The following is a 22658-nucleotide window of genomic DNA, read 5'->3' as shown; positions in this document are numbered from 1 at the left end:
CCGCCGAGGTCAGGACGCCGTCCCCCCGACCGTGATCTCGTCGAGCTTCAGTGTCGGCTGGCCCACGCCGACCGGCACCCCCTGCCCCTCCTTGCCGCAGACCCCGATACCGGTGTCCAGCGCCATGTCGTTGCCGATCATCGAAACGCGCGACATCGCCTCGGGGCCATTGCCGATCAGCGTGGCACCCTTGACCGGCGCGGTGATCTTGCCGTCCTCGATCAGATACGCTTCGGATGCCGAGAACACGAACTTGCCCGAGGTGATGTCAACCTGACCGCCACCGAAACTGACCGCATAGATGCCTTTCTTGACGCTCCTGACGATCTCTTCCGGATCGTCGTTACCCGCCAGCATCAAGGTATTGGTCATGCGCGGCATGGTGACATGCGCGTAGGATTCGCGCCGCGCGTTGCCGGTGGGCTTCATGCCCATCAGGCGCGCATTGAGCTTGTCCTGCATGTAGCCGGTCAGAATGCCGTCTTCGATCAGCGGCGTGTACTGACCCGGCGTTCCCTCGTCGTCGACGCTGAGCGAGCCGCGACAGTCGCTGAGCGTGGCGTCGTCGACGACGGTGACGCCCTTGGCGGCGACCTGCTCGCCCAGACGCCCAGCAAAGGACGAGCTGCCCTTGCGGTTGAAATCGCCTTCGAGCCCGTGCCCCACCGCCTCGTGCAGGAGAATGCCGGGCCAGCCGTTGGCCAGTACCACCGGCATCTGCCCCGCCGGCGCGGCCACGGCATCGATATTCACCAGCGCCTGGCGCACGGCTTCTCTGGCGTAGGTGTCGGCAACGTTCTCGTCGCGCAGCCGTTCCATCGAATAGCGACCGCCGCCACCGGCACTGCCACGCTCACGGCGCCCCTCCTTGGCCACGATCACGTTGACATTGAAACGCACCAGCGGGCGAATATCCGCCGCGAGCGTACCGTCGCTGGCACATACCAGCACGACTTCGTGCACGCCGGTCAACGAGGCGCTGACCTGTGTCACCGAAGGGTCGGCGGCCCGGGCCACGCGATCCGCCTGCTTGAGCATGGCGATCTTGTCCTCGGCACTCAGCCCGCTCAGCGGATCGATACCCTGGTAACGCGACGTCGCCGTCGCGAGCTGAATCGGCATCGGCTTACGTCGGTCACCGCTGCGGGCAATACCCGAAGCCGTACGCCCGGTATCCAGCAATGCATCCTGGCTGATCTGGCTGGAATAGGCGAAGCCGGTTTTCTCGCCGGAGAGCGAACGCACCCCGACGCCGCCGTCGATGCTGTAGCTGGCATCCTTGACCTCGCCATCTTCCAGCACCCACATCTCGTGCCAGGTGCGCTGAAAGAAGAGATCGGCATAGTCGATGCCGGCGCCCATGGCGTGGCCCAGGCCGACATCCAGCGATCCTACGTCGAGCCCGCCGGGGGCCAGCAACAGCGCCGATGCCTGTTTGAGAGCGTCACCACTCATCGTTCCAGTAGAATTCATACCGTTCTGATTTCCTTTGCTTTTTAGTGCGACCATCCACCGTTCAAGGCCTTGCTGAACATCACTCAAGGCTTTCGGGATATCACCGCACCAGACTGACGATAGATGGTGCCAGCGTATCCCAAACGCAAGGGGTACGGACAGAACGGGACCATCAAGAAATACGTTTTGCTCAAAATGCTGACACAAAAAACCCGCTATAGAGCGGGCTGGAAAATCAGAACCGGAATAACGTTCCTAAAATGATCGGATCAATATTATTCCTTCATGTCCTCAACGATGGCTTTGATTTTGCTTTCGGCCTCTGTTTCGTCATCCTCTTGCTTCAGAATATAGTGGAGACGAATCGTGGAATGTTCTTCAGTCTTGCCCGATTCCGCTGTCGATGACGATGTCGATATTCCACCGACATGCGCATGAACGCCCAACTCTTCCTGAATACGGCTAACGAGCTTTTCTGCATCGATTCTGGTGTCTTCGATCGTGAAACTGTGGGTATTCGCCATGGCGCGCTCACCTTTATCCGGTGTTGATAAATCTAGCTTTCACGGTCATTCCTTTCATTACCCAACATAGGGCAAGGGCCCGAATCTGTCATCTCTGTTCAGACATCGACTCTATAACAAGGAAAAAAATGAAATCGAATGAACGACGCTAAGTCGCTGCATTTCCATGGATATGCACTCAAAAACACGGCTCTCGATAGAAAGACACCCCCAGAGCCGCTAGCCCGTCCGTTAGTCGTGAACCGGTACTCAGCAAAAAATCGCATGATGTCGAGTCATGGCGATCATCGGGCACTTTCCAGGTTGATGGTCGGCGAAGACCAGGGACCTTCGATGCGGTAGTAGATCTGGGTGGCGCGATCCAGCCAGCGGCCGAACAGCTGGTCGAACACGAACAGGCCGATACCGACCTGAGGCGCGCCGACCATGACCGCGACCAGCGGTAGATTCTGGCTCACCGGGACGGTGATCCCGAGGCGCTGGTCCAGAGTCTGGCGATTGAGATCGACGCTGCCGGCAAGGGTGAACCGCGTCGCCGTGCCGTCGACCACGATCGGCCCTTCGGTCTGCAACCTTCCGTTGTACAGGGTCGCGCTGCCGTCGAGCCGTTTGTAAGAGGTACCGCCATCGGTCACGTCGGAAAAATCCAGCTGCAGGCGACGCAGGATATTGTCTAGATTGAAAAGCCCCACCAGCTTGGCACCGGAAGAATGGATCTGTCGAAGTCGGCCGTTTTCCATTGTCGTCTGAACTCGACCGGTCGACAGCGGCAGTGCGAATTGCCAAGGCGCTCCCGGCCAGGAGAGCTGCAGATCGCCCTTGGCGCTTTCGCTGGTAATCGGTACCTGCTGATCCATCACGCGGAATGCGCTGCCGACATCGCCGCCGCTGGCATGCAGCTGAGCCCGGCTCAGGCTGGCATCTCCGGCGGCTTGCCATTCCAGCGCACCCGACAGGTCCAGCTCACCCAGCGACAGGGTCAGCGGGTCGACGGTGAGCTGCCGGTCATCGGCTCTCCAGGTCGCTTCGAACGGCCCGAAACGCTGGCCCTGGCGCTCGAACTCACCGATACGCACGTGTCCTGCCGGCACCTGGGCCAGCTCCTTGGGCAGCGCGATCGGATGCGGTGCGGTCTCGATCTCGTCCATCAGACTCGCGGTCTGGCTCTCGCCGCCATCGTCCTGCTTCGGGGTCAGCGCATCGAGGTTGAGACGCTGCAGGTCGATATCGACAGGCATCGCCGCCCTGGGCTGCCAGCTCGCCTTGCCGGCGGCGATCTCACCATCGAGAGAGAGTCGCCAGCCGCTCGCCAGCGGGGAGGCATCGGCCTGCAACCCACCCAGGCAGCGCCCTTCGACCAGGATGCACGGCGTCGACAGCGCCACGCGCTTGAGCCCGCCTCCGTCTTTGGTCGCTTGAGCGTCCGGAGCGCGAGCGGTATCGGCCGAGGGAGCAGAACCGGTTTCCGCAGTCGATGCCGTATCGCTCGCCTTGAGCGAGGTCAGCGCCTGCACCCAGCGCTGCGTATCCACTCGGTCCGGACGCCACAACACGTACCAGCCGGGTTCGCTGGGCCAGGCCGCCTGCTCGCCTGGCCAACCTTCCAGCCACACCTGACCCTGGGTCTGATCCTCGATCGTGCGCCAGCGCGCATGCCCCCAGCTGCCCAACGTCACCTTACCGGTGCCGGCAGCGATGTCGGCGTCGATGGCCAGCGACTCCTTGTCATCGGAAGTCTTGCCGAACGGTGGTGGCAACGCGATACCCAGCCCCTGCAGATTGCTGCGCAGCGACAGGCTGGCGTTGTTCTCGGCATCGAGCGTCAGATCCGCCTGATACGGAAAGAAACCGCTCAGCAAACCGCCGACACGCGACATGCCCGCCCAGTCAAGCAGCCCGCGCCCCAACGCTCTCCCTTCGAAAGCGATGCCGCTGGCGCCGGACTGATAGCCACCGATATTGAAGTGAGCCGACACCGGCCCCTCGAACGCACGCGCACCCATATCTCCCGTGACATAGTCCTCGCCGTTGTTGCGCCGGTAGCGCAAGTCGCCGTTGACGCCGCCGAGGGTCAACTGGAGTTCGGGGAACGTCAGCGACTCGGCGTCGACCTGGCCTTGGACATCGACCACCATGTCGGTTTCGATATCGCTGTCGTCGTCCATCGGCATTGCGATATGCAGCTTGGCGTCGACGTCGCCGTCGCTCTCCCAGCGGCCGAACGTATCGCTCATCGACTCCAGCGGTGCCTGGGCGAGAAAATCGAGTACGCCAGCGGTACTGCCGCCGACATCACCGTTGACCGTCAACTGCTTGTCGGCAAGGGTGACGGTGGCATCCCGCGTCGTCAGACCGTGGCTGGTGGCATGGGTGATATCGGCGTCCAGGTCCATGTTGTTCATCTGTAGATGACCGTAGACCCGCTCCAGCGCCGGCCAGTCCGGGTCGTACTGCAGACGCCCGTCGGCCACATCCAGTGAAAGATGGAGGTAGTCGTCCGGGTTGACGAACATCTGACCCTCCGGCGCTTCCTTGTCGCTCAGCGTGACCGACAGTCCCAGCTTGCCCTGCTTGACGATGCCGCCGATGTCGCCGCTGAACCATTCGCGCAGCTTTTTATCGTCGATCACTCGGGTCGGCAGCCAGGAGAGCACCCGTGAATTTCGCGCGTCGGCATTGGCAATGGAGAGATCGAGAATGAAGGTACCCGGCTTGTCCTGGGCATCGTAGAGTGTCAGCCCGAATCGCCCTTCGGCGCTGGCGCCGCGCCAACCCGCTTTCAAATTCTCGCCGCTGATCACCGCGCCCTGTCGGGTCAGTTCGAAGTCGATCTCGCCACTGGCGTGGGAGAGAACCAGCGGATCGGCATAGACGGAAGGGATCGCAAACCGGGCGCCCTCGCCACCGACGAAAGAGACCGTTCCGCCCTGTCCCTGATAGACGACCCAGGCGTCGGCCGGCCCGCCACCGGGGATTTCGTTCCAGGCCGTCAGCGAGACACCTTCCAGCGCGCTTTGGGCATACCACTCGCCGTCATCCTGTCCCACTTCCAGACCGGCGACGTGGCCTCGGGGATCGAGCTGAATCAGCGTCTGCGATAGTTCGAACGGCAGAGGTAGATAGCGCAGATAGTCGGTCATCCCGGCCAGCTCGAAAGGCGCGCTTCGCAGCCACCAGCCGTCCTCCGTGGACTGGGCCTGCAATTGCTGCGGCCAGTCGATCGCCGCCAGCCCGGTGTGAGTCAGCCGTAAATTGTCCAGCCAGGCCTGCCACTGACCATCGCGGTTTCGGTCTAGGTGGGCATCGAAACCGAGCTGCGTCAGCGTCTCGGATATCTCGTTACGACTGTCGATCACCCGCAGACGAGGCACGTCCACGGACAGGCGAGCATTGCGCGGGCCGCCGTCTCGCCACTCTCCCGCCAGCGAGACATGCCCATCGATCTGGCCCAGCGCCTTGGGCAGGCCCGAACTCAACACTGCCAGCGACGGCGACAGCGCGGCCAGATCGAACTCGGCGGCAAGATGAGCATCGGGATGATGGCCGCTCGCCCCGGCAGCGGTTGGCGCGCCGTTGTCTGCACTGTCGCTTTCACCACCACCGCTTTCATTACTGCCGATTTCATTACTGCCGCTTTCACTCGGGTCGGTTTCATCACCCCTTTCGATCGTCAGATGCAGTCGCCCCGCTTTCTCGTTATCGGCGGCCAGAGTCGCCTGGATCGAGGCCTGGCCGTTTCGACTGGCGAGCGTCAGCTGGGGCAGTGACACCGCCGCCTGGTTACGGTTGCCGTGCAGGACCAGCGTGACATTCTCGAGCTGCGCCTGCTGACGCAGCAGCGTTCGCAGCCAGCCATCGACATCAAGGGGGGATTGCGAGGAATCGGCATCGTCGCGCCCGCCGAACCAGCGACTGCCGGCACCGTCGGGCCAGCCCCAGCGGCCATCGGCGCCCTGGTAGAGGTGGAGCGTCAAGCCATCGACCTCACCGCCGCGAACCACCGGGGCGCCCAGCCGCCAGCTGGAGAGCGTGTCGAGACGCCCGGCGGCATGATCGAGCTCGAGCAGCGCCTGGCCCTCGCGGCTATCGAGGCGGAAGTCGTCCAGCGTCAGACGAGGATTGCCACGATTCACCGCGAGGGCCAGATGGCCGAGCTCGGCCTGCGCTTCGAGCTGGTCTTCCAACGTCGAGGTCAGCCAGGGACTCAGCCGGTCGATCTGCCACGCGGCAAGACGCACCCCAGTCGAGAGCACGGCGATGACGATGGCAACGAGAGCGACCAGCGTCAGCAGCCAGCGCACCGTCATACGTAAACGAGTGATCGGCGGACGACTCATCGGCTCACATCAGTACGATATCGTACTGTTCCTGGGAATAGTGGGCCTCGACCTGGAATCGAATGGTCTTGCCGATGAAGGACTCGAGGTCGGCCACGGCGGAAGACTCTTCGTCGAGCAGGCGGTCGACCACCGACTGGGACGCCAGCACCATGTAGGTCTCCGGCGAATAGGCCCGCTCTTCGCGGAGAATTTCGCGGAAAATTTCATAGCAGATCGTTTCCGGCGTCTTCAGCGACCCGCGCCCCAGGCAGGTGGGACAGGCCTCGCACAGCGTCTGCTCTAGACTCTCGCGCGTGCGTTTGCGGGTCAGCTGCACCAGGCCCAGTTCGGTGACGCCGGTCAGCTTGTTCTTGGCGTGATCCCGCTCGAGCGACTTCTCGAGCACCCGCAGCACCTGGCGCTGATGCTCGAGCTCCTCCATGTCAATGAAATCGATGATGATGATGCCGCCCAGATTGCGCAGCCGCAGCTGTCGGGCGATGGCCGTGGCGGCCTCGAGGTTGGTCTTGAAGATCGTCTCTTCGAGATTGCGATGCCCGACGTAGCCACCGGTATTGACGTCGATGGTGGTCATCGCCTCGGTCTGATCGATGACCAGGTAGCCCCCGGACTTGAGCTGAACCTTGCGCCCCAGCGCTTTCTGGATCTCGTCTTCGACGCTGTAGAGATCGAAGATCGGACGCTCCCCGGGGTAATACTCGATGCGCGACTCCATGGTCGGCATGAACTCCCGGGCAAACTCCTTGAGCTTGAAATAGTTCTCGCGGGAGTCGATGCGCACCTTCTCGATCTGATCGCGCATAACGTCGCGCAGCGTGCGGATGAACAGCGGCAGGTCGTCGTAGATCGGCGTGGTTATCGGAGCGGTGATTCGCCGCTCGGAGACCTTCTGCCACAGCCGCTGCAGAAAGACCATGTCGGCGAAGAGCTCTTCCCGGCCGACGCCCTCCGCGGCGGTACGGATGATGAATCCTCCCCGCTCTTCGCCCGGCAACTCGGCCTGACCGCTTTCGACCAGCGACTTGAGTCGCTCGCGTTCTCCGTCATCCTCGATCCGCTGGGAAACGCCGACGTGAGGGGAATCCGGCATGTAGACCAGATAGCGGGACGGGATCGAGAGATGCGTGGTCAGCCGCGCGCCCTTCGACCCGATCGGATCCTTGGTCACCTGGACCACCAATGGCTGCCCGGCGTGCAACAGATGGCTGATCGACGCCGGCTCATCGCGCATCGAATCATGCGAGGCGTCGGGCGGCAGGACTTCGTTGACGTGTATGAACGCGGCTCGCTCGAGCCCGATATCGATGAACGCGGCCTGCATACCCGGAAGGACCCGCACCACCTTGCCCTTGTAGATATTGCCGACGATGCCACGGCGTCGGCTACGCTCGATGAAGGCCTCCTGCAGCACGCCGTTTTCCACCACGGCGACCCGTGTCTCCATCGGCGTCAGATTGATCAGTACCTCACCGCTCATGCAGGCATCCTTGTGGCGAGTGGTTCGAGCGCATCGGCAACACCCCTGACGGGCGAACGGAGCAGCGAGGAGTATGGCACAGCCCCCGCTTCACTCATAAAAAGTGCTTCTTGAACGCCGTTTCACAACGCGCCATCCCACACTGCCACACCTTGCGCGCGCAGCAGCGACGCCGTTTCGTAAAGTGGCAGTCCGACAACGGCGGAGTAGCTACCTTCCAGGCGTTCGACGAATATCGCCGCACGACCCTGGACCGCATATCCGCCGGCCTTGTCTGCCGGCTCTCCGGTCGCCCAATAGGCGGCCATCTCCACGTCATCGATCCGACGCATGAACACCTGCGTGGCGACCCGGCATTCGCGCACACTGTGGGCACCGATGACTGCCACCGCCGACAGCACGAGATGGCTTCGGCCGGACAGCGCCGTCAGCATCTCGCGGGCATGCACTTCATCACGTGGCTTGCCGAAAATAGCGCCATCGCAGACGACCACGGTATCCGCCCCCAGCGTGGGCAGCGCGCTTTCCCGGTGGCCCGCTTCGGCCTTCTCGCGGGCCAGGCGGGAAACGAAATGCTCGGGCGACTCCCCTTCCAGACAGGACTCATCGATATCCGCGGGGGCGATCTCTACCACCACCCCGATCGAAGCCAGCAGTTCAAGTCGCCGTGGCGAAGCCGATGCCAGCCGCAGTGTCGGCGCAGCTTCCATGGATCGTCTCCTGATCAGTCACAAGGCACCAGCGCCATACGCTGGCGAGTTTCTTGGAGCGGGCGCCCCTAGCCGATACCGAGACGACGCCTGACCACCTGCATCATGGTGTAGAGCCACGGCCACAATAGCGAGCCGATCAGCGCCGGCAGCAGAAATTCGAGGCTCAGGGAGATAGGGCCGTAAATCGTGCGCAACCACTGCTCGATCAGTTGCGCAATGCCCAGCAGGATGAAGACCAGTACCGCCTGCTGCCAGATCGAGTAGACCCGGAAGCGCTGGTACAACAGCAGGAAGAGATACGCGAGCAGCGACAGCACCAGGGCATTCTGTCCCAGCGGCGCGCCCTCGATCAGATCGAGCATCAACCCCAGCACGAAGCCATGGAGAACGCCCACGCGCTGCGGGGTCACCACGCACCAGTAGGCCAGCAGCACGCCCAGCCAGTCCGGCCGCCAGACCAGCCAGGCATCCGGCAGGGGCATCACCTGCAGACAAAGCGCCAGCAGTAGCGTGAACCAGACAAAGAGATAACCGAACGGGCCCATGCCTACTCCTGTTCCTCGGACTGCAGGGTCAGCGCCGCGGTCAGCGCATCTTCACTGATACGGTTGATAGCCGGATGCCCGGGATCACCGGGCCATACCACCTGACGCGCCATCCGCTCCGGACCGCTCAGGTTTTCATCGGGTTTTTCGGGAGGGAACAGCAGCAGGAAGTAACGCGAACGTTCCGGCTGGGCAATCGGCTCGGCCGCCACTTCCATGAACGCCTGACTCGACTCGCGCTTGACGCTCTTGACCCGCGCCACCGGGTAACCCTGCGGGAAGCGCCCGCCCAGCCCGGAAGTCACCAGCAGATCGCCTTCGCGAATATCTGCCGTGGCCGGCACGCTGGGGATATTGAGGGTATCCAACTGGCCCGTGCCCTGGGCGATGAAACGCAGACCATTGCGATTGATCTCGACCGGTACGGCGTGGTTAGCGTCCGCCACCATCAGCACCCGACTGGTGTAAGCCGAAACCGAGACCACCTGCCCGATCAGGCCCGAGGCATCCATTACCGGCTGGCCAATGTAGACGCTGTCGCGCCGGCCGCGGTTGATCACCATCTGCTGCGTGAATGGATCGGAATCCAGCGACAGCAGCTGAGCGGTGATATAGGGCACATCGGCGGGATTGGGCGCGTTGAGCAGTTCGCGCAGATGGATGTTCTCGGCGGTCAGGCTCGCCATTCGCTGGACACGGTTGGACAGCGTCAGCAGTTGCTCGCGCAGTCGACCGTTCTCGTCAATCAGCGTCTGCTGGTCGGAAATCGCCATGGCGCTCCAGCGCACCCCTTCGCTGGGCAGCGCCACCAGCCACTGGATCGGCGCCACCACCGAGGTCATATGAGAGCGCGCCGTCTCCACCGCGCTGAAGCGGTGTTCGGCAAACATGAGCGCGAACGCCAGCACCGCACACAACAGCATGCGGTACGTGGGTATCGGACCGTAGGAAAACAGCGGTTTGATAGGCCTCACCCCCACCTACCGAGGACGAAGGAAGCCGCGTGGCGACCTCATCCGTCGCGGCGGGCCTCAATCGCTGGAGAGCAGCTCGAAAGTATGCTGGTCGATCATCTCGAGCGCCTTGCCGCCGCCACGTGCCACGCAGGTCAGCGGATCTTCGGCGATGATGACCGGCAGGCCCGTTTCCTCGGCGATCAGCTTGTCGATGTCGCGCAGCAGCGCGCCGCCGCCGGTCAACACCAGACCGCGCTCGGCGATGTCGGAGGCAAGTTCCGGCGGAGACTGCTCGAGTGCACTCTTCACGGCCGTGACAATGGACGCCAGCGGCTCCTGCAGCGCATCGAGAATCTCGTGGGAGTTGAGCGTGAAACTGCGCGGAATCCCTTCGGCCAGGTTGCGCCCGCGCACGTCGATCTCGCGCAGCTCGCCACCCGGGTAGGCGCAGCCTACCTCCTCCTTGATCCGCTCCGCCGTGGCTTCGCCGATCAGGCTGCCGTAGTGGCGACGCACGTAGGAAGTGATGGCCTCATCGAAGCGATCCCCACCCACGCGAACGGATTCGGAGTAGACGACACCGTTGAGCGAGATGATCGCGATTTCGGTGGTACCGCCACCGATGTCGACGACCATCGACCCCTGAGCCTCTTCGACCGGCAGACCAGCGCCGATCGCGGCTGCCATCGGCTCCTCGATCAGATAGACATCGCGAGCGCCAGCACCTTCGGCGGACTCCTTGATCGCGCGGCGTTCGACCTGCGTCGACATGCAGGGAACGCAGACCAGCACGCGCGGACTCGGCGTCAGGAAAGTGCTCTGATGAACCTTGCGAATGAAATGCTGCAGCATCTGCTCGGTAACGGTGAAATCAGCAATCACGCCATCCTTCATCGGACGGATAGCGGTAATGTTACCGGGCGTGCGCCCCAGCATTCTTTTGGCGTCGAGGCCGACGGCCGCAACGCTGCGCATGTTGCCGGATTGACGAATCGCCACAACGGAGGGTTCGTCCAGGACGATACCGCGACCGCGGACGTAAATCAGCGTGTTGGCGGTCCCCAGATCGATCGAAAGATCGCTCGAGAACAGCCCCCGTAAACGTTTAAACATGGAAACTTTTACCTAGTGCAGACCGGAACCCTGTGCGGACGCAAACGGTATCACCGTGGGGGGTAAGCAGCAAGCGCGAGCCTGCCAGATGGGGCGTTAATATGATAATGTCTCCTCCATTTGCTGCCTGGCGAATTTGCCTTGGTCAGATTTGTCGTGACGGCGTTCGAGCGGCTTGCCGTCATCGACTGGTCGCAACGCACCATTTGCAACGACTGGTTTGCAACCGATGGGTTGTCACGAACGGGTTGCCGCGAACGGATCGCCACGGCCTCAGCACGACACCACTTTCTTTCCGCGACGAACGTGACTGAAACGGATGCTCGAACGTAGCGTCCTCGGCCTCAAGACACGTTGTCCCCCATGAGAGGGCATTCAACATATGGCAATCGAACACGCAGACGTGCTGCGCGCGGCCCATTTGGCCCGCCTGGGCCTCAACAACGAGGCCGAGGCGGCTGGCTATGTCGATGACCTGACCCGGATCCTGGAGATGGTCGATCGCCTCCAGGCCGTGGACACCGACGGCGTGGTACCGCTGTCACACCCCCTGGACGCCACCCAGCGTCTGCGCCCGGATGAAGTCACCGAAACCAACCAGCGCGATACTTTCCAGGCCTGCGCACCGGAAACGGCCGAAGGTCTCTACTTAGTACCACGCGTCGTCGAATAAGTTCGACGCTATCGACAGACGAATAAGTTCGGCGCTATCGACAGACGAAGATAAGTTCGACACCGATTTTGCAAGGTGCCACCCCGGCAAGCCGGTGGCACCGACGCGGACAATGATTTGACTCAGGGAATATCGACCCCATGCATCATATGACGCTCACGGAACTCGCCAGGGGCCTCAAGGCCGGCGACTTTTCCAGCCGAGAGCTGACCACCAGCCTGCTCGATCGCATCGAGCGTCTGGATGGTGACATCAACAGCTTCGTTACCGTCACCCGCGATCAGGCGCTCAGCGCGGCCGATGCCGCCGATCAGGCTCGCGCCAAGGGCGAATCGCGTCCGCTTGCCGGCCTGCCGCTGGCGATCAAGGACATCTTCTGCACCCAGGGCGTTCGCACCAGCTGCGGCTCGAAGATGCTCGACAACTTCCAGGCGCCCTACAACGCCACGGTGGTCGAAAAGCTGGAAGCTGCCGGCATGATCAGCCTCGGCAAGACCAACATGGACGAATTCGCCATGGGGTCGTCGAACGAATCGAGCTTCTACGGCCCGGTCAAGAACCCGTGGGACCGCACCGCCGTGCCCGGCGGTTCCTCCGGCGGCAGCGCCGCTGCCGTCGCGGCAGGCTTCGCCCCTGCGGCGCTGGGCACCGATACCGGTGGCTCGATTCGCCAACCGGCAGCGTTCTGCGGCATCACCGGACTCAAGCCGACCTACGGCCGCGTGTCCCGCTACGGCATGGTCGCGTTCGCCTCGAGCCTCGACCAGGGCGGCCCGATGGCCCAGAGCGCGGAAGACTGCGCGCATCTGCTCGGTGCCATCGCCGGGCATGACCTGCGCGATTCCACCAGCGTCGCCCGCGTGGTGCCGGACTATCTCGCCGAACTGGATGCACCGCTGACCGGACTCAAGATCGGCCTGCCCAAGGAGTACTTCGGCGACGGCCTCGATGCGGAAGTGGAAAGCGCCATTCGCGAAGCGATCCGGGTCTACGAGTCGCTGGGCGCCCAAGTGTGCGAAGTCAGCCTGCCGCACACACACCTGGCGGTACCGGCGTATTACGTCATCGCGCCGGCGGAAGCGTCCTCGAACCTGTCCCGTTACGACGGCGTGCGCTTCGGCCATCGCTGCGACAGTCCGGTCGACCTGGAAGACCTCTACAAGCGCAGTCGCGCCGAGGGCTTCGGCGAAGAGGTCAAGCGCCGCATCCTGATCGGGACCCACACCCTGTCGGAAGGCTTCTTCGATGCCTACTACCGCAAGGCGCAGCAGATCCGCCGACTGATCCGTCAGGACTTCCTCGATGCCTTCGAGAAGGTCGACGTATTGATGGGCCCGGCAGCGCCGACCCCGGCCTTCGACCTGGGCGCCAAGAAGGACCCGGTCTCGATGTACCTGCAGGACATCTACACCATCGCCACCAATCTCGCCGGCATTCCAGGCATCAGCGTTCCCGCCGGATTTGCCGGCAAACGCCCTATCGGCCTCCAGATTCTCGGTCAGCACTTTGCCGAGGGCCAACTGCTCAACGTGGCGCATCAGTTCCAGCAGGCGACGGACTGGCACCGTCGGCATCCGAGCGACCAGGAGACAACCTAATGCAATGGGAAACCGTGATCGGGTTGGAAGTCCACGTCCAGCTCGCGACTCAGTCCAAGATATTTTCCGGCGCCTCTACCGCGTTCGGTGCCGAACCCAACACCCAGGCCTGCGCCATCGACCTGGGCCTGCCGGGCGTGCTGCCGGTGCTCAATGAAGGTGCCGTGGCGATGGCCGTGCAGTTCGGCCTGGCCATCGATGCCGAGATCCCCGAAACCTCGCTGTTCGAGCGCAAGAACTACTTCTATCCGGACCTGCCCAAGGGCTACCAGACCAGCCAGATGGCCCAGCCCATCGTCGGCCGGGGCGAAGTCGAGCTGGTGCTGGATGACGACGTGCGCAAGCGCGTACGCATCCATCATGCCCACCTGGAAGAGGACGCCGGCAAGTCGCTGCACGAGACGTTCTCCAACGGCATGGGCCGCGACATGACCGGGATCGACCTCAACCGGGCCGGTACGCCGCTGCTGGAGATCGTCTCCGAACCCGACATGCGCTCGGCCAAGGAAGCGGTCGCCTACATTCGTGCGATTCACGCCATCGTCACGTACCTGGGCATCTCCGACGGCAACATGGCCGAGGGCTCGATGCGCTGCGACGTCAACGTCTCGGTGCGCCCCAAGGGTCAGGAAACGCTGGGCACCCGCGCCGAGATCAAGAACGTCAACTCGTTCCGCTTCGTCGAGCGCGCGATCGAATTCGAGGTCGAACGTCAGATCGAGCTGATCGAAGACGGCGGCAAGGTCGTGCAGGAAACCCGGCTCTACGATCCGGATCGGGATGAAACCCGCAGCATGCGGACCAAGGAAGAAGCCAACGACTACCGGTACTTCCCCTGCCCCGACCTGCTGCCGATCATGCTCGACAGCGCCTATATCGAGCACCAGCGTTCGACTCTGCCGGAGCTCCCCACCCAGAAGCACAACCGCTTCGAGACGAGCCTTGGTCTATCTGCCTACGACGCTGGCGTACTCTCCGCGACGCGCCCGACGGCCGAATATTTCGAAGCCGTGTTGGCCGTCTGCGGCGATGCCAAGCAGGCCGCCAACTGGGTCCAGGGCGAACTCTCCGCGCACCTCAATCGCGAGAACATCGACATTGCCAACAGCCCGGTCACACCGGAGCAGCTCGGTGGCCTGATCCAGCGTGTGCTCGACGACACCATCAACGGCAAGGCTGCCAAGCAGGTCTTCGCCGCGCTGTGGAACAACGAAGGCGCCAGCGCCGACGAGATCATCGACACCCGCGGCCTCAAACAGGTCACCGACACCGGCGCCATCGAAGCGATGATCGACCAGGTCATTCTGGAAAGCCCAGTGCAGGTCGCCCAGTACCGCGACGCCGAACCGGAAAAGCGCGGCAAGATGATCGGTTACTTCGTCGGGCAGGTGATGAAGGCCTCCCGCGGCACCGCCAACCCGCAGCAGGTCAACGGCGTGCTCAAGCAGAAGCTGGACGAGGCGTGACCCTGCACATGAGCTGATTGGAATTGATGAGCTGGAAATAAAAAAAACCCATGGCTAATGCCATGGGTTTTTGAATCACAGCATGTTAATAGCTGACAATTTCTAAAGATGCTTACACATTCAACGCCATAGGCCAGAAATCACCCAACCAAGAACACCGACAAAAGCGCCAACGCCAATGACAGTGCAAAGCAGGGGCCAGTAAAGCTCCCACCAGCCCAGCGGGCCATTATCGCGCCAGGTCAGGCGGTAAGGATCATCCGGCTCCTCTGGATTGGCTCGTTCCACCTCTTCCGGCCATTGCGGTATTTTACTGGTGCTCATTGCCAACATACGGCCTAGTGCATTCAGTCCAAGGAAGGGCGAAAACAGAAGCTGAAGGTAAGGCCAGTGGGCTCCCAGCATAAAGCTACGCGCAATGCTCCAGCGCCAGCCTTCCCTGCGATTATCGACGGGCACCAAATATCCCGTATTTTCCTTGAGGTGGTGCCAGGTTCTCTCCACACCATCTTCCGCTTCCATATAGGGTTGCAGAAAGGCCCAAAATTTATCAATCGACTGCGCATTACCTAGTGGGGAAGGGTAACCAAGCGAAAAAGACTCGCGAACCGTTTCGCCATCATCGTAGAGCACATGAGCACGCAGGTCATAAGTCGTTCCAGCCAAGGGGCTTTTCGATTCACCCAATGTCAGAAACAATGACTCCCATGGCGCTGTCAACACCGTACCATTTTGGCGGAAAAAATAGACTTGACGGCTTTTGCGATTCAGGCGAATCGGGTAATGAGTGTATCGCCCACATTCGGTGCGGATTAGCCACCAACCAGCCCATGCCAAGCACAGAAAAAGTGGCGTCAGCCCAACAATACCAATCCAGTCCACCACTTCCACTGGGGCAGTACGACCAGAAAAGAAAACACCTCCATATATTGCAAATAGCATGCCTATGGAAATTAATAAGACGCACCCCCCCAACCACACATTAAAACCCTTTATTGGGTACCATCTGTCAACAAGATCTATATATTCTGAATTAACCTTCGCAACCGATAGAAAATCCATCGGTGTAGCCCTTCCCCGCTGCCCTTGATTGTAACGCGAAGCGCGTTCAGCCTCTGTCAAGGCTCGGTCAACAGGGAAGCGAACATTCCGATAATCCAGCCCAGCATAATCCATCTTAATTCACCTAGTTCACCTGACCATTCCAAGTCACGCTCTCACATCTCGGACTTCGGATAATAATGATCATACACCCTTATGCGATCAGTATTGGGCAAATCTGAACACGCAGAAAGTGGGGGCACTGACAGTGAAGCAACCTGCCACTCAGCTGAGCCGCATTTAGTAAATACAAGACGAATTTTCGTGACACTGGACAGCAGTTAGAATGCATCAGCAAAGCTCATAGCAGGTTGCTATGAGCTTCCACACTGCCAGCTCGTCACTGGTCGACGGCTGTTGACGAATAATGTTCAATCATTATCGCCATAGGCCGGAAATCACCCAGCCTAAAATCCCGATAAAAGAACCCACGCCAATAACGGTACATAGAAGGGGCCAGTAAAGCTCCCACCAGCCCAGCGGGCCATTATCGCGCCAGGTCAGTCGGTAAGGGTCGTCCGGCTCCTCTGGATTGGCTCGCTCCACCTCTTCCGGCCATTGCGGTATTTTGCAAGTACTCATTGCAAGCATACGGCCCACAGCATTCAAACCTAATGGGATGCATAGCAGAAGCATTGTCCATGGGTAATGTAGCCCTGGAGCAAAAGTCCGAAAAATACTCCATCGCCATCCTTCTCGACGACCATCGACTGGCATCAAAAGGCTCTTTCTTAACTCTCGACACGTGCGTTCCACACCATCTTCGGCTTCCATATAAGGCTGCAAGAAAGCCCAAAATTTATCCATTGACTCAGGTTTACCTGGAAATGTATAGCCTAAAGAGAACGATTCGCGAACCGTCTCACCGTCTTCCTCCAGAACACGAGCACGCAGATCATAAGTCTTTCCAACTAGAGGATTCTTGGATTCACCCAGCGTCAAAGAAAGAGATTCCCAAGGCACGGTTAACACTGTTCCGTCTTGGCGGAAAAAATAAACTTCTCGAGTCTTCCTGTTCAAGCGGATGGGATAATGGGTATATCCTAAACACTCAACTTTGAAAGCGTACCATGCCCCAAAACAAGCAACTAAAAAGAACATCAAGGAGAGAAATAAAAAAAATATTTTTGCTCCCACCCCCGGAATCATCGGTTCACCTATTGGAAAAAAAACCGCATATAGCAACGCGCCAGACACCAATAGCGAACCGCATCCCAGCATCACTGAAAGCCATGCCCAAAACCCGCGAATTGGATACCAGCGGTCTACCAGCTCAATATAACTACTATTGACTTTTATGACCGAAAAAAAATCCATCGGCATGCTTTTTACAGATTCACCTTGAATATAGCGAGCAGAAGATTTCTCATCGCTTAGACGATAACCAACGGAGAACCGATTCCTCTTACCGAGACCAGAATAATCCATAACTTAACCTCCTACACTATTCAGCGCAGTCTTCAGCTCGCCAATTTCTCGCTTTGAATCACCATAGCGCTCAGAGACATCAAATTTTCCAAAGTAACAACGCTCCATCCAATCCTGTATCTTATCGTCTTTAAAAATCTCAATCACAACTGCAATAACTACAATTAAAACAACTAAAACAATTCCAATACCTGTAGCAGAAACCCCAAAAATCGTCGCTCCAAACCAGCCAGCAAACACCCCGGTTGCAAAGACACTAAACCCAGCAGAGGTGAACAATAGCCCACCGACAAGCGCATTACCTTCCTGCACTTCCTGCCAACCACGAATACTGTCCCACGCAGCCATTACCACACCTGCGCCTACTCCTAGCACTCGCCCACCTGTCCTTAGCCAGAGGCCGATTGTCTTCTCCATACGTAAGGCGTATCGACTACCCGTCTTCACAGCACTCTCGGACCATTTACCTACGGTTTCCGCGACTGTACCTACCAGCCCAGCCGTCCCCGTCCAGAAGCGCCGCCGGTTCTCGCCTCGCTCGTAGGCCATGCTGCTGTCCAGATCATCGGACAGTTTGAACAGCGCCATAACCTGTAGAATACCTGTGACCACGCCAAGCCCAGCCTCGGTAGGCAGCAGTTGCCGCCACCTGAGCTGCGTCATCGCGCGCCGATCTGCCTGGGTCAGGACTGCCGATTCCGCCAGTTGCCTTGCACCACCTTGAGCGTTCAGGCCGGGAAAATCCTCGATGACTTTGGGATTGGCCAGGATCAGGTAGCGAAATCTTCCGGTCCCTTCGACCGGCACACCATAGATGCGTGCCTTGCGCATCTGGATGTCGATGGCACGATTCAGGTCTTCCAGATTGCCGATCTCAGGGTTGATGGCCGCCATTCTAGAGACCAGTTCCGCAATCGCGGCTTTCTTGCTCATCGTCACGTCAGCCAGGATGACAGGCGAACGTGCAATGACGCCCATACCGACTAGCGCAGGGCCGACGACACCATCGACTGCCTTGGCCGCTACCTTAGCGAAAGGCCCGCCCAAAGCGGCCGTCAGCCGGACTACGGCATTCTGGCTACCATCCTGAAGTGACTGCAGTGCGTTTTCATAGCCACCGATCAAGCCATCCCATGGTAAACCGCGCAGGGAGTCAGGCTGTAAGCCGCCGCTGACGTGCCCTTCCCACCGCTCCAGTATGATTTTCTGGTTGTAGCCCAGCGCCCGCAACGCCAGGTTACGTTGATCGAGATTCGATGCAGATAGCCAGCGGTGATATAGCTCCGCGCAGGGCGAGTACTCCTGCGTGTCTTGAATACAGATCAACATGGCATCCACGAATGCGGCGCCAGATTCGATATCTTGGTCGTCATGCACCGCATTCATCTGATGATAGAGTGGATCGCTCTGCATCCAACTGACATGAGCACGCGCCAGGGGCGCAATGCGATTCTTGTCGAAGTCGCGCATCTCACTCTGCCACGCCGCTTCCCAGGACTGAAGCCGAGACATATCCAGCTTGTCGGTATAATCGCTCCAGGCATCCTCCTTGGCGGCCACCAGTTGTGCTGGTGTGGGGTTGCGCCAACGCTCCAGCATCTCCTCCTGGCGCTCTTGAAAACCATCGACAAGCAGGCCGGCCAACGCCCGGCCACCAGCGCCGGGACCACCGTAGACCGTCTGATAAGCGTCACGCTCGGTACGGTAGATCTGGCGATTTTCAGCATCCTCGCGGATGCTTTGGCGGATGTTATTGATGACCGAGGAGACCGCCAGAGGACGGGCCTGTTCAGGGTCGGCCATCTTCTCCTTCAACCTTACGCCCGTCAGGCTGGCGAGATCTGCCGAAATCCCCACCGGGTCTTCCAGCGCAACCAGCATGGGTGTCATATCCAGCGGTTCGGCCTGCTCGTCTGCCCACCGCTTGAGCCCCTCGACCTGCTCTTTCATGCCATGGAACGGAAATGGACTGAACTCGAAAGCGTGTCCGTCCTGACGTTCCCAGGTTCCCGAAGCGCCGGGCCGCCATGTGCCGGAAGCATCATGCTGATCCGGCGGCGTCCAGATACGCCCGGCTTCAGCGACGATGTCCCCCAATTTTTCCAGCGACTCTGCGTAGGGCGCGCTGCCACCACGCCATGCCCCGAGCGAAACCCGACGCATGTTGTCACGTCGCTGGTTCGCATTGGTTGCGTGTTCTTTCCAGACCCGCTTGGTCCATGCCACGTCGGAGAAGGACAAATAGACGTTATCAGCCTTGTCTGCATTGGGGATCATCACACAGCGCCCCGGATAGGCGTGCGATGGATTGGCGGCGCAGGCAAACTCCTGCTCGTCGGCAGGCGGCTGCAAGCGGCCATCAATGGGCTGCGGGCTATCGGGATCGATCGCCATCACTTCGTCGTGAGAGACGTCGACATATTCGATCAGGTAGCCTTTTTCGGTGACGGCATGGCCGATCCAGCGGCCACGCGTCTCGTTGAACACATAGAGAAACCCCGCGCGCAGCAGCCTGAGCGTATAGCGTTGCCCTTCAGGTAATGGCGTTGCCGCGAAGCTTTCATCGAGCAAAGCGCCACTAATCTCGGGGCCAGGAGGATGGCCGGACTGATCTCCCCCATCCGTTCGCGTGACGGCATATCGCAGCGGCAGAATCGGCAACCCGCTGCGCTGGCACACGCGACAATTGGCGATCGACTGTACGTCCTCGGATGCTCCACTCATGTGATGGTCTCCAGTTCCCGTGCCATGGCGAGTAACGACTGGGCTGAGAGGTCTTCACAGCGGCGCACGTAGCTGCCCTGTGTCTCGACCGTCTGATCGAGGCGCCGTCGCATCTCGGGGTGATCGTGAATGTGTGGGTGAAAACGAGCGGCTTGCTCGGCGTAGAGTTGGCGGCCCTCGGCGTCGGCCAAGCCGAGCTGCTGTGCCTTGACCAGCAGGCCGTCCAAATCCCTGTAGCCGTCGAACGAGGCCACGGCTTCCGGCTTCAGCATGGCCAGCCGGTCGATGACGGCGTTGAGAGAGGTCATGCGGTCGATACACGACCACTGCGAGGCAGACAGCAAAGGCGCACGAGTCGAAAGATCGGACGCTTCATGGCGCTCGAGCGCATGCCACTGGCCGTACTGATTCGGCCAACGCCAGCAGGTGATAGGACCCAGCAAGCGATCCATGCTCGTGGTCTCGAGCAGCCAGCACAAGTGACGAAAGACTCGTGGATCGTAGCAACGCAGCCACCAGCGTCTCCGACTTCCCGGACGTGCCTGTTCGAGGGTGAAACGGAAGTGCCTGATCACCTCTTCGGTGTCCGCTTCACTTTGCAACAAGGCAGACAGGAAGACGCTACCGCGCTTGGCGTACTGCTCGATCCGCTTGGCCAGATGCTCACGCTGTGTCAGCGAGAGTGACTCCAAACAGACCAACTGAGGTAGCAGTGGATCACGTACCTTGACGCTCGGCGTTTTCAACGTGTGGCTATCCAGGTCGTCGCGATCGCTGGACGCAACGTGTAGCGGATTCAATAGTGCATATCGATGTCTATCCGGCTGTAGCCAGTTGGGGTCGAACGGACCGGCCGCGCCAACCCGGGAGGCCGGGCTATCCTGCTTTGGGGACGTTTTCTGACGCTCCATGATCTCGGCCTCTCCGGCTATAGCGCGCTGGCACCCGCAGAAGCCGAATCGTCTCCGGCAAACTGGGTCTCACAGGCGCCCTCCGGCAACTCTGGCATGGCGGCATCCATGCTCGCCGGCCCGCCGAAGCTGTGCTGGGCCCCCTTGATATCGATCTTGCCGGGGCCGTGGACGTCGATATTGCCGCCTTCGATGCGGATATAGCCGCCACCGCTGTTCAGCAGGATGCCGTTGGCGGCGTTGATCTCGACCCGCCCTTCGGTGGAGGTGATCTTGACGTCTTTCTGCGCGGTCAACTCCATCGCATCGCTCTGGGCCTGAACTTCGACCTTGCCGCGGGCGGCGAACAGTTTGATGCCGGCGCGGTAGACGAACAGCGACAGCTTTTCTGAGATCGATGCCACCAGGCTTTTGCCCGTGGCGATATTGACGTCCTCACCGCTCGAGACACTCAACGACTTGCCCTGAGCCAGATGGGTCGACTCCGGCGTGCTCAGAGTGATGCCCGCCGGCGAGGCCAGATGCAGCCAGGGCGCTTTCATGCGGGCGGCCTGGCCCCGTCCGCCGCTGTCACTGGCGCCACTGGCACTATCCTGGTTGGCCTGACCCTGTGAATCGACGAGCTGTTCGCTGTTGCCGTAGCGGTCGTCGGCGTCCTCGCCTGCCTGCTTGAGGTGGGTACGACTGTCGAGCGCTTCGGCATTGTGATCCTGGGCGCTCTGACTGAGCGTGTCGGTGAGGTTATAGGCGCTGTCGAGCTGCTGTCGGGCCGGGGTGAGGTCGAGCTGGTCGCCGCTGGCACCGAGCTGGCCCCAACTGGAGAGGTAGAGCCCCTGGTTGGCGCGGATGGCGCCATAGGCATCGGTACGCAGCTCGAACCCGGTCCCACGGAAGGCACCTCGAATGTTGCCGGTCTGGTGGATCAGGTAGCCGAGGTTGAGCTGGCTCTTCTCGGCTTCGGAGTTGAGGCGAACGCGCTCCTGGTCGGTGGCGTCGTCGAAGACGAGTTCGTTGTACTTGCTGCCGCGATAGGTCTTGCTCTTGAACCCGGAGAGCAGGCCGTGACTGTGCCAGTCGGGGCTCTGTTCGCCGTTGTAGACCCGCCCGGTGATCAGCGGGCGGTCGGCGTCGCCTTCGAGGAAGTCGACCAGCACTTCCTGGCCGATCCGCGGCACGAACACGCCGCCCCAGCCGGCGCCGGCGTTGGGCTGGGAGACCCGCAGCCAGACGCTGGAGTTTTCATCGTTTTGCCCTTGGCGATCCCAGTGGAACTGCACCCGCACGCGGTTGAGGTGATCGGTGTGGATCTCTTCATTGGCCGGGCCGACGACGGTGGCGGTCTGCGGGCCACCGATCACCGGGCGATGATGGGCCAGCGGATGGCGATAGGCCTGGGTGCGGCGCTGGGCCTCGACATCGACCAGGAAGTGGCCGGTGCCGCCGGTGGCATAGTCCTTGAGATGGCCAGACAATCGTTCACCGGTAGGGTCAGCGGTATCTGACTCGAGCCCATGGGCGCGCTTGGCGGCATCGATCTGCGGCTGCAGGCTGCCAGGCAGTGCCTGGAGCTGGGCCGACACTGGCAGGGCGTTTTCGGCATGAATGCTGACGCCGAGCAGCAGGAACTGGCGTTC

The 22658-nt window shown here is 60.8% G+C and carries 16 protein-coding genes; 3 read left to right on the top strand and 13 right to left on the bottom strand.

Annotated elements, in window-relative coordinates:
* Positions 1 to 9: 9 nt before the first annotated feature.
* From tldD to BTW08_RS13690, 8 genes are all read right to left on the bottom strand, one after another.
* On the bottom strand, positions 10 to 1473 hold the full coding sequence (tldD, locus tag BTW08_RS13725) for a metalloprotease TldD (RefSeq protein ID WP_246837751.1): 1464 nt from the start codon (positions 1471 to 1473) through the stop codon (positions 10 to 12).
* A 257-nt stretch (positions 1474 to 1730) separates the two neighbouring features.
* Positions 1731 to 1979: a hypothetical protein gene (locus BTW08_RS13720; protein ID WP_075563096.1), complete on the bottom strand. Its 249-nt coding sequence runs from the start codon at positions 1977 to 1979 to the stop codon at positions 1731 to 1733.
* Between the two features lie 284 nt (positions 1980 to 2263).
* Positions 2264 to 6316, bottom strand: coding sequence for an AsmA-like C-terminal region-containing protein (locus tag BTW08_RS13715; RefSeq protein WP_075563095.1), 4053 nt, complete (start codon positions 6314 to 6316; stop codon positions 2264 to 2266).
* A 4-nt stretch (positions 6317 to 6320) separates the two neighbouring features.
* The gene (rng, locus tag BTW08_RS13710; RefSeq protein ID WP_075563094.1) at positions 6321 to 7796 is read right to left on the bottom strand and encodes a ribonuclease G; all 1476 of its coding nucleotides are present in this window, start codon (positions 7794 to 7796) and stop codon (positions 6321 to 6323) included.
* A gap of 122 nt (positions 7797 to 7918) precedes the next feature.
* Positions 7919 to 8506: a Maf family protein gene (locus BTW08_RS13705; RefSeq protein ID WP_075563093.1), complete on the bottom strand. Its 588-nt coding sequence runs from the start codon at positions 8504 to 8506 to the stop codon at positions 7919 to 7921.
* 68 nt (positions 8507 to 8574) lie between these two features.
* The gene (mreD, locus tag BTW08_RS13700) at positions 8575 to 9054 is read right to left on the bottom strand and encodes a rod shape-determining protein MreD (RefSeq protein WP_075563092.1); all 480 of its coding nucleotides are present in this window, start codon (positions 9052 to 9054) and stop codon (positions 8575 to 8577) included.
* Positions 9055 to 9056: 2 nt separating this feature from the next.
* Positions 9057 to 10028 (bottom strand): rod shape-determining protein MreC, encoded by a 972-nt coding sequence (mreC, locus tag BTW08_RS13695; protein WP_280951141.1) that lies wholly within the window; start codon positions 10026 to 10028, stop codon positions 9057 to 9059.
* Between the two features lie 57 nt (positions 10029 to 10085).
* A complete protein-coding gene (locus BTW08_RS13690) occupies positions 10086 to 11123 on the bottom strand; it encodes a rod shape-determining protein (RefSeq protein ID WP_071232911.1) in 1038 nt (345 codons plus the stop codon).
* A gap of 382 nt (positions 11124 to 11505) precedes the next feature.
* Between BTW08_RS13690 and gatC the strand changes: the two genes are divergently transcribed.
* The 3 genes from gatC (at position 11506) to gatB (ending at position 14860) form a co-directional block, all read left to right on the top strand.
* Entirely contained in the window at positions 11506 to 11796 is a 291-nt protein-coding gene (gene gatC, locus BTW08_RS13685) for an Asp-tRNA(Asn)/Glu-tRNA(Gln) amidotransferase subunit GatC (RefSeq protein WP_075563091.1), read from the top strand.
* Positions 11797 to 11936: 140 nt separating this feature from the next.
* Complete coding sequence (gene gatA / locus BTW08_RS13680) at positions 11937 to 13394, top strand: Asp-tRNA(Asn)/Glu-tRNA(Gln) amidotransferase subunit GatA (RefSeq protein ID WP_075563090.1); 1458 nt, start codon at positions 11937 to 11939, stop codon at positions 13392 to 13394.
* Positions 13394 to 14860, top strand: a complete 1467-nt coding sequence (gene gatB, locus BTW08_RS13675; protein ID WP_075563089.1) for an Asp-tRNA(Asn)/Glu-tRNA(Gln) amidotransferase subunit GatB — start codon at positions 13394 to 13396, stop codon at positions 14858 to 14860. Before gatA ends, gatB begins: the two co-directional genes overlap by 1 nt.
* Positions 14861 to 14980: 120 nt before the next feature.
* Here the strand turns inward: gatB and BTW08_RS19005 are convergent, their stop codons facing one another.
* From BTW08_RS19005 to tssI, 5 genes are all read right to left on the bottom strand, one after another.
* Positions 14981 to 16036, bottom strand: a complete 1056-nt coding sequence (locus BTW08_RS19005) for a DUF6708 domain-containing protein (protein WP_139313665.1) — start codon at positions 16034 to 16036, stop codon at positions 14981 to 14983.
* A 303-nt stretch (positions 16037 to 16339) separates the two neighbouring features.
* Entirely contained in the window at positions 16340 to 17389 is a 1050-nt protein-coding gene (locus BTW08_RS19000) for a DUF6708 domain-containing protein (RefSeq protein ID WP_139313664.1), read from the bottom strand.
* Between the two features lie 3 nt (positions 17390 to 17392).
* On the bottom strand, positions 17393 to 20113 hold the full coding sequence (locus BTW08_RS13670) for a T6SS effector BTH_I2691 family protein (protein WP_075563088.1): 2721 nt from the start codon (positions 20111 to 20113) through the stop codon (positions 17393 to 17395).
* Positions 20110 to 21024, bottom strand: a complete 915-nt coding sequence (locus tag BTW08_RS13665; protein ID WP_083627881.1) for a DUF4123 domain-containing protein — start codon at positions 21022 to 21024, stop codon at positions 20110 to 20112. The genes BTW08_RS13670 and BTW08_RS13665 overlap by 4 nt, the downstream gene beginning before the upstream one ends.
* A 17-nt stretch (positions 21025 to 21041) precedes the next feature.
* Positions 21042 to 22658: type VI secretion system Vgr family protein (gene tssI, locus BTW08_RS13660; protein WP_139313663.1), on the bottom strand; the 1617-nt coding region annotated here is incomplete at its 5' end.

The sequence above is a fragment of the Salinicola sp. MH3R3-1 genome, assembly GCF_001937155.1.
Classification (GTDB): domain Bacteria; phylum Pseudomonadota; class Gammaproteobacteria; order Pseudomonadales; family Halomonadaceae; genus Salinicola; species Salinicola halophyticus.
This window is presented reverse-complemented; position numbering and strand designations above follow the sequence as displayed.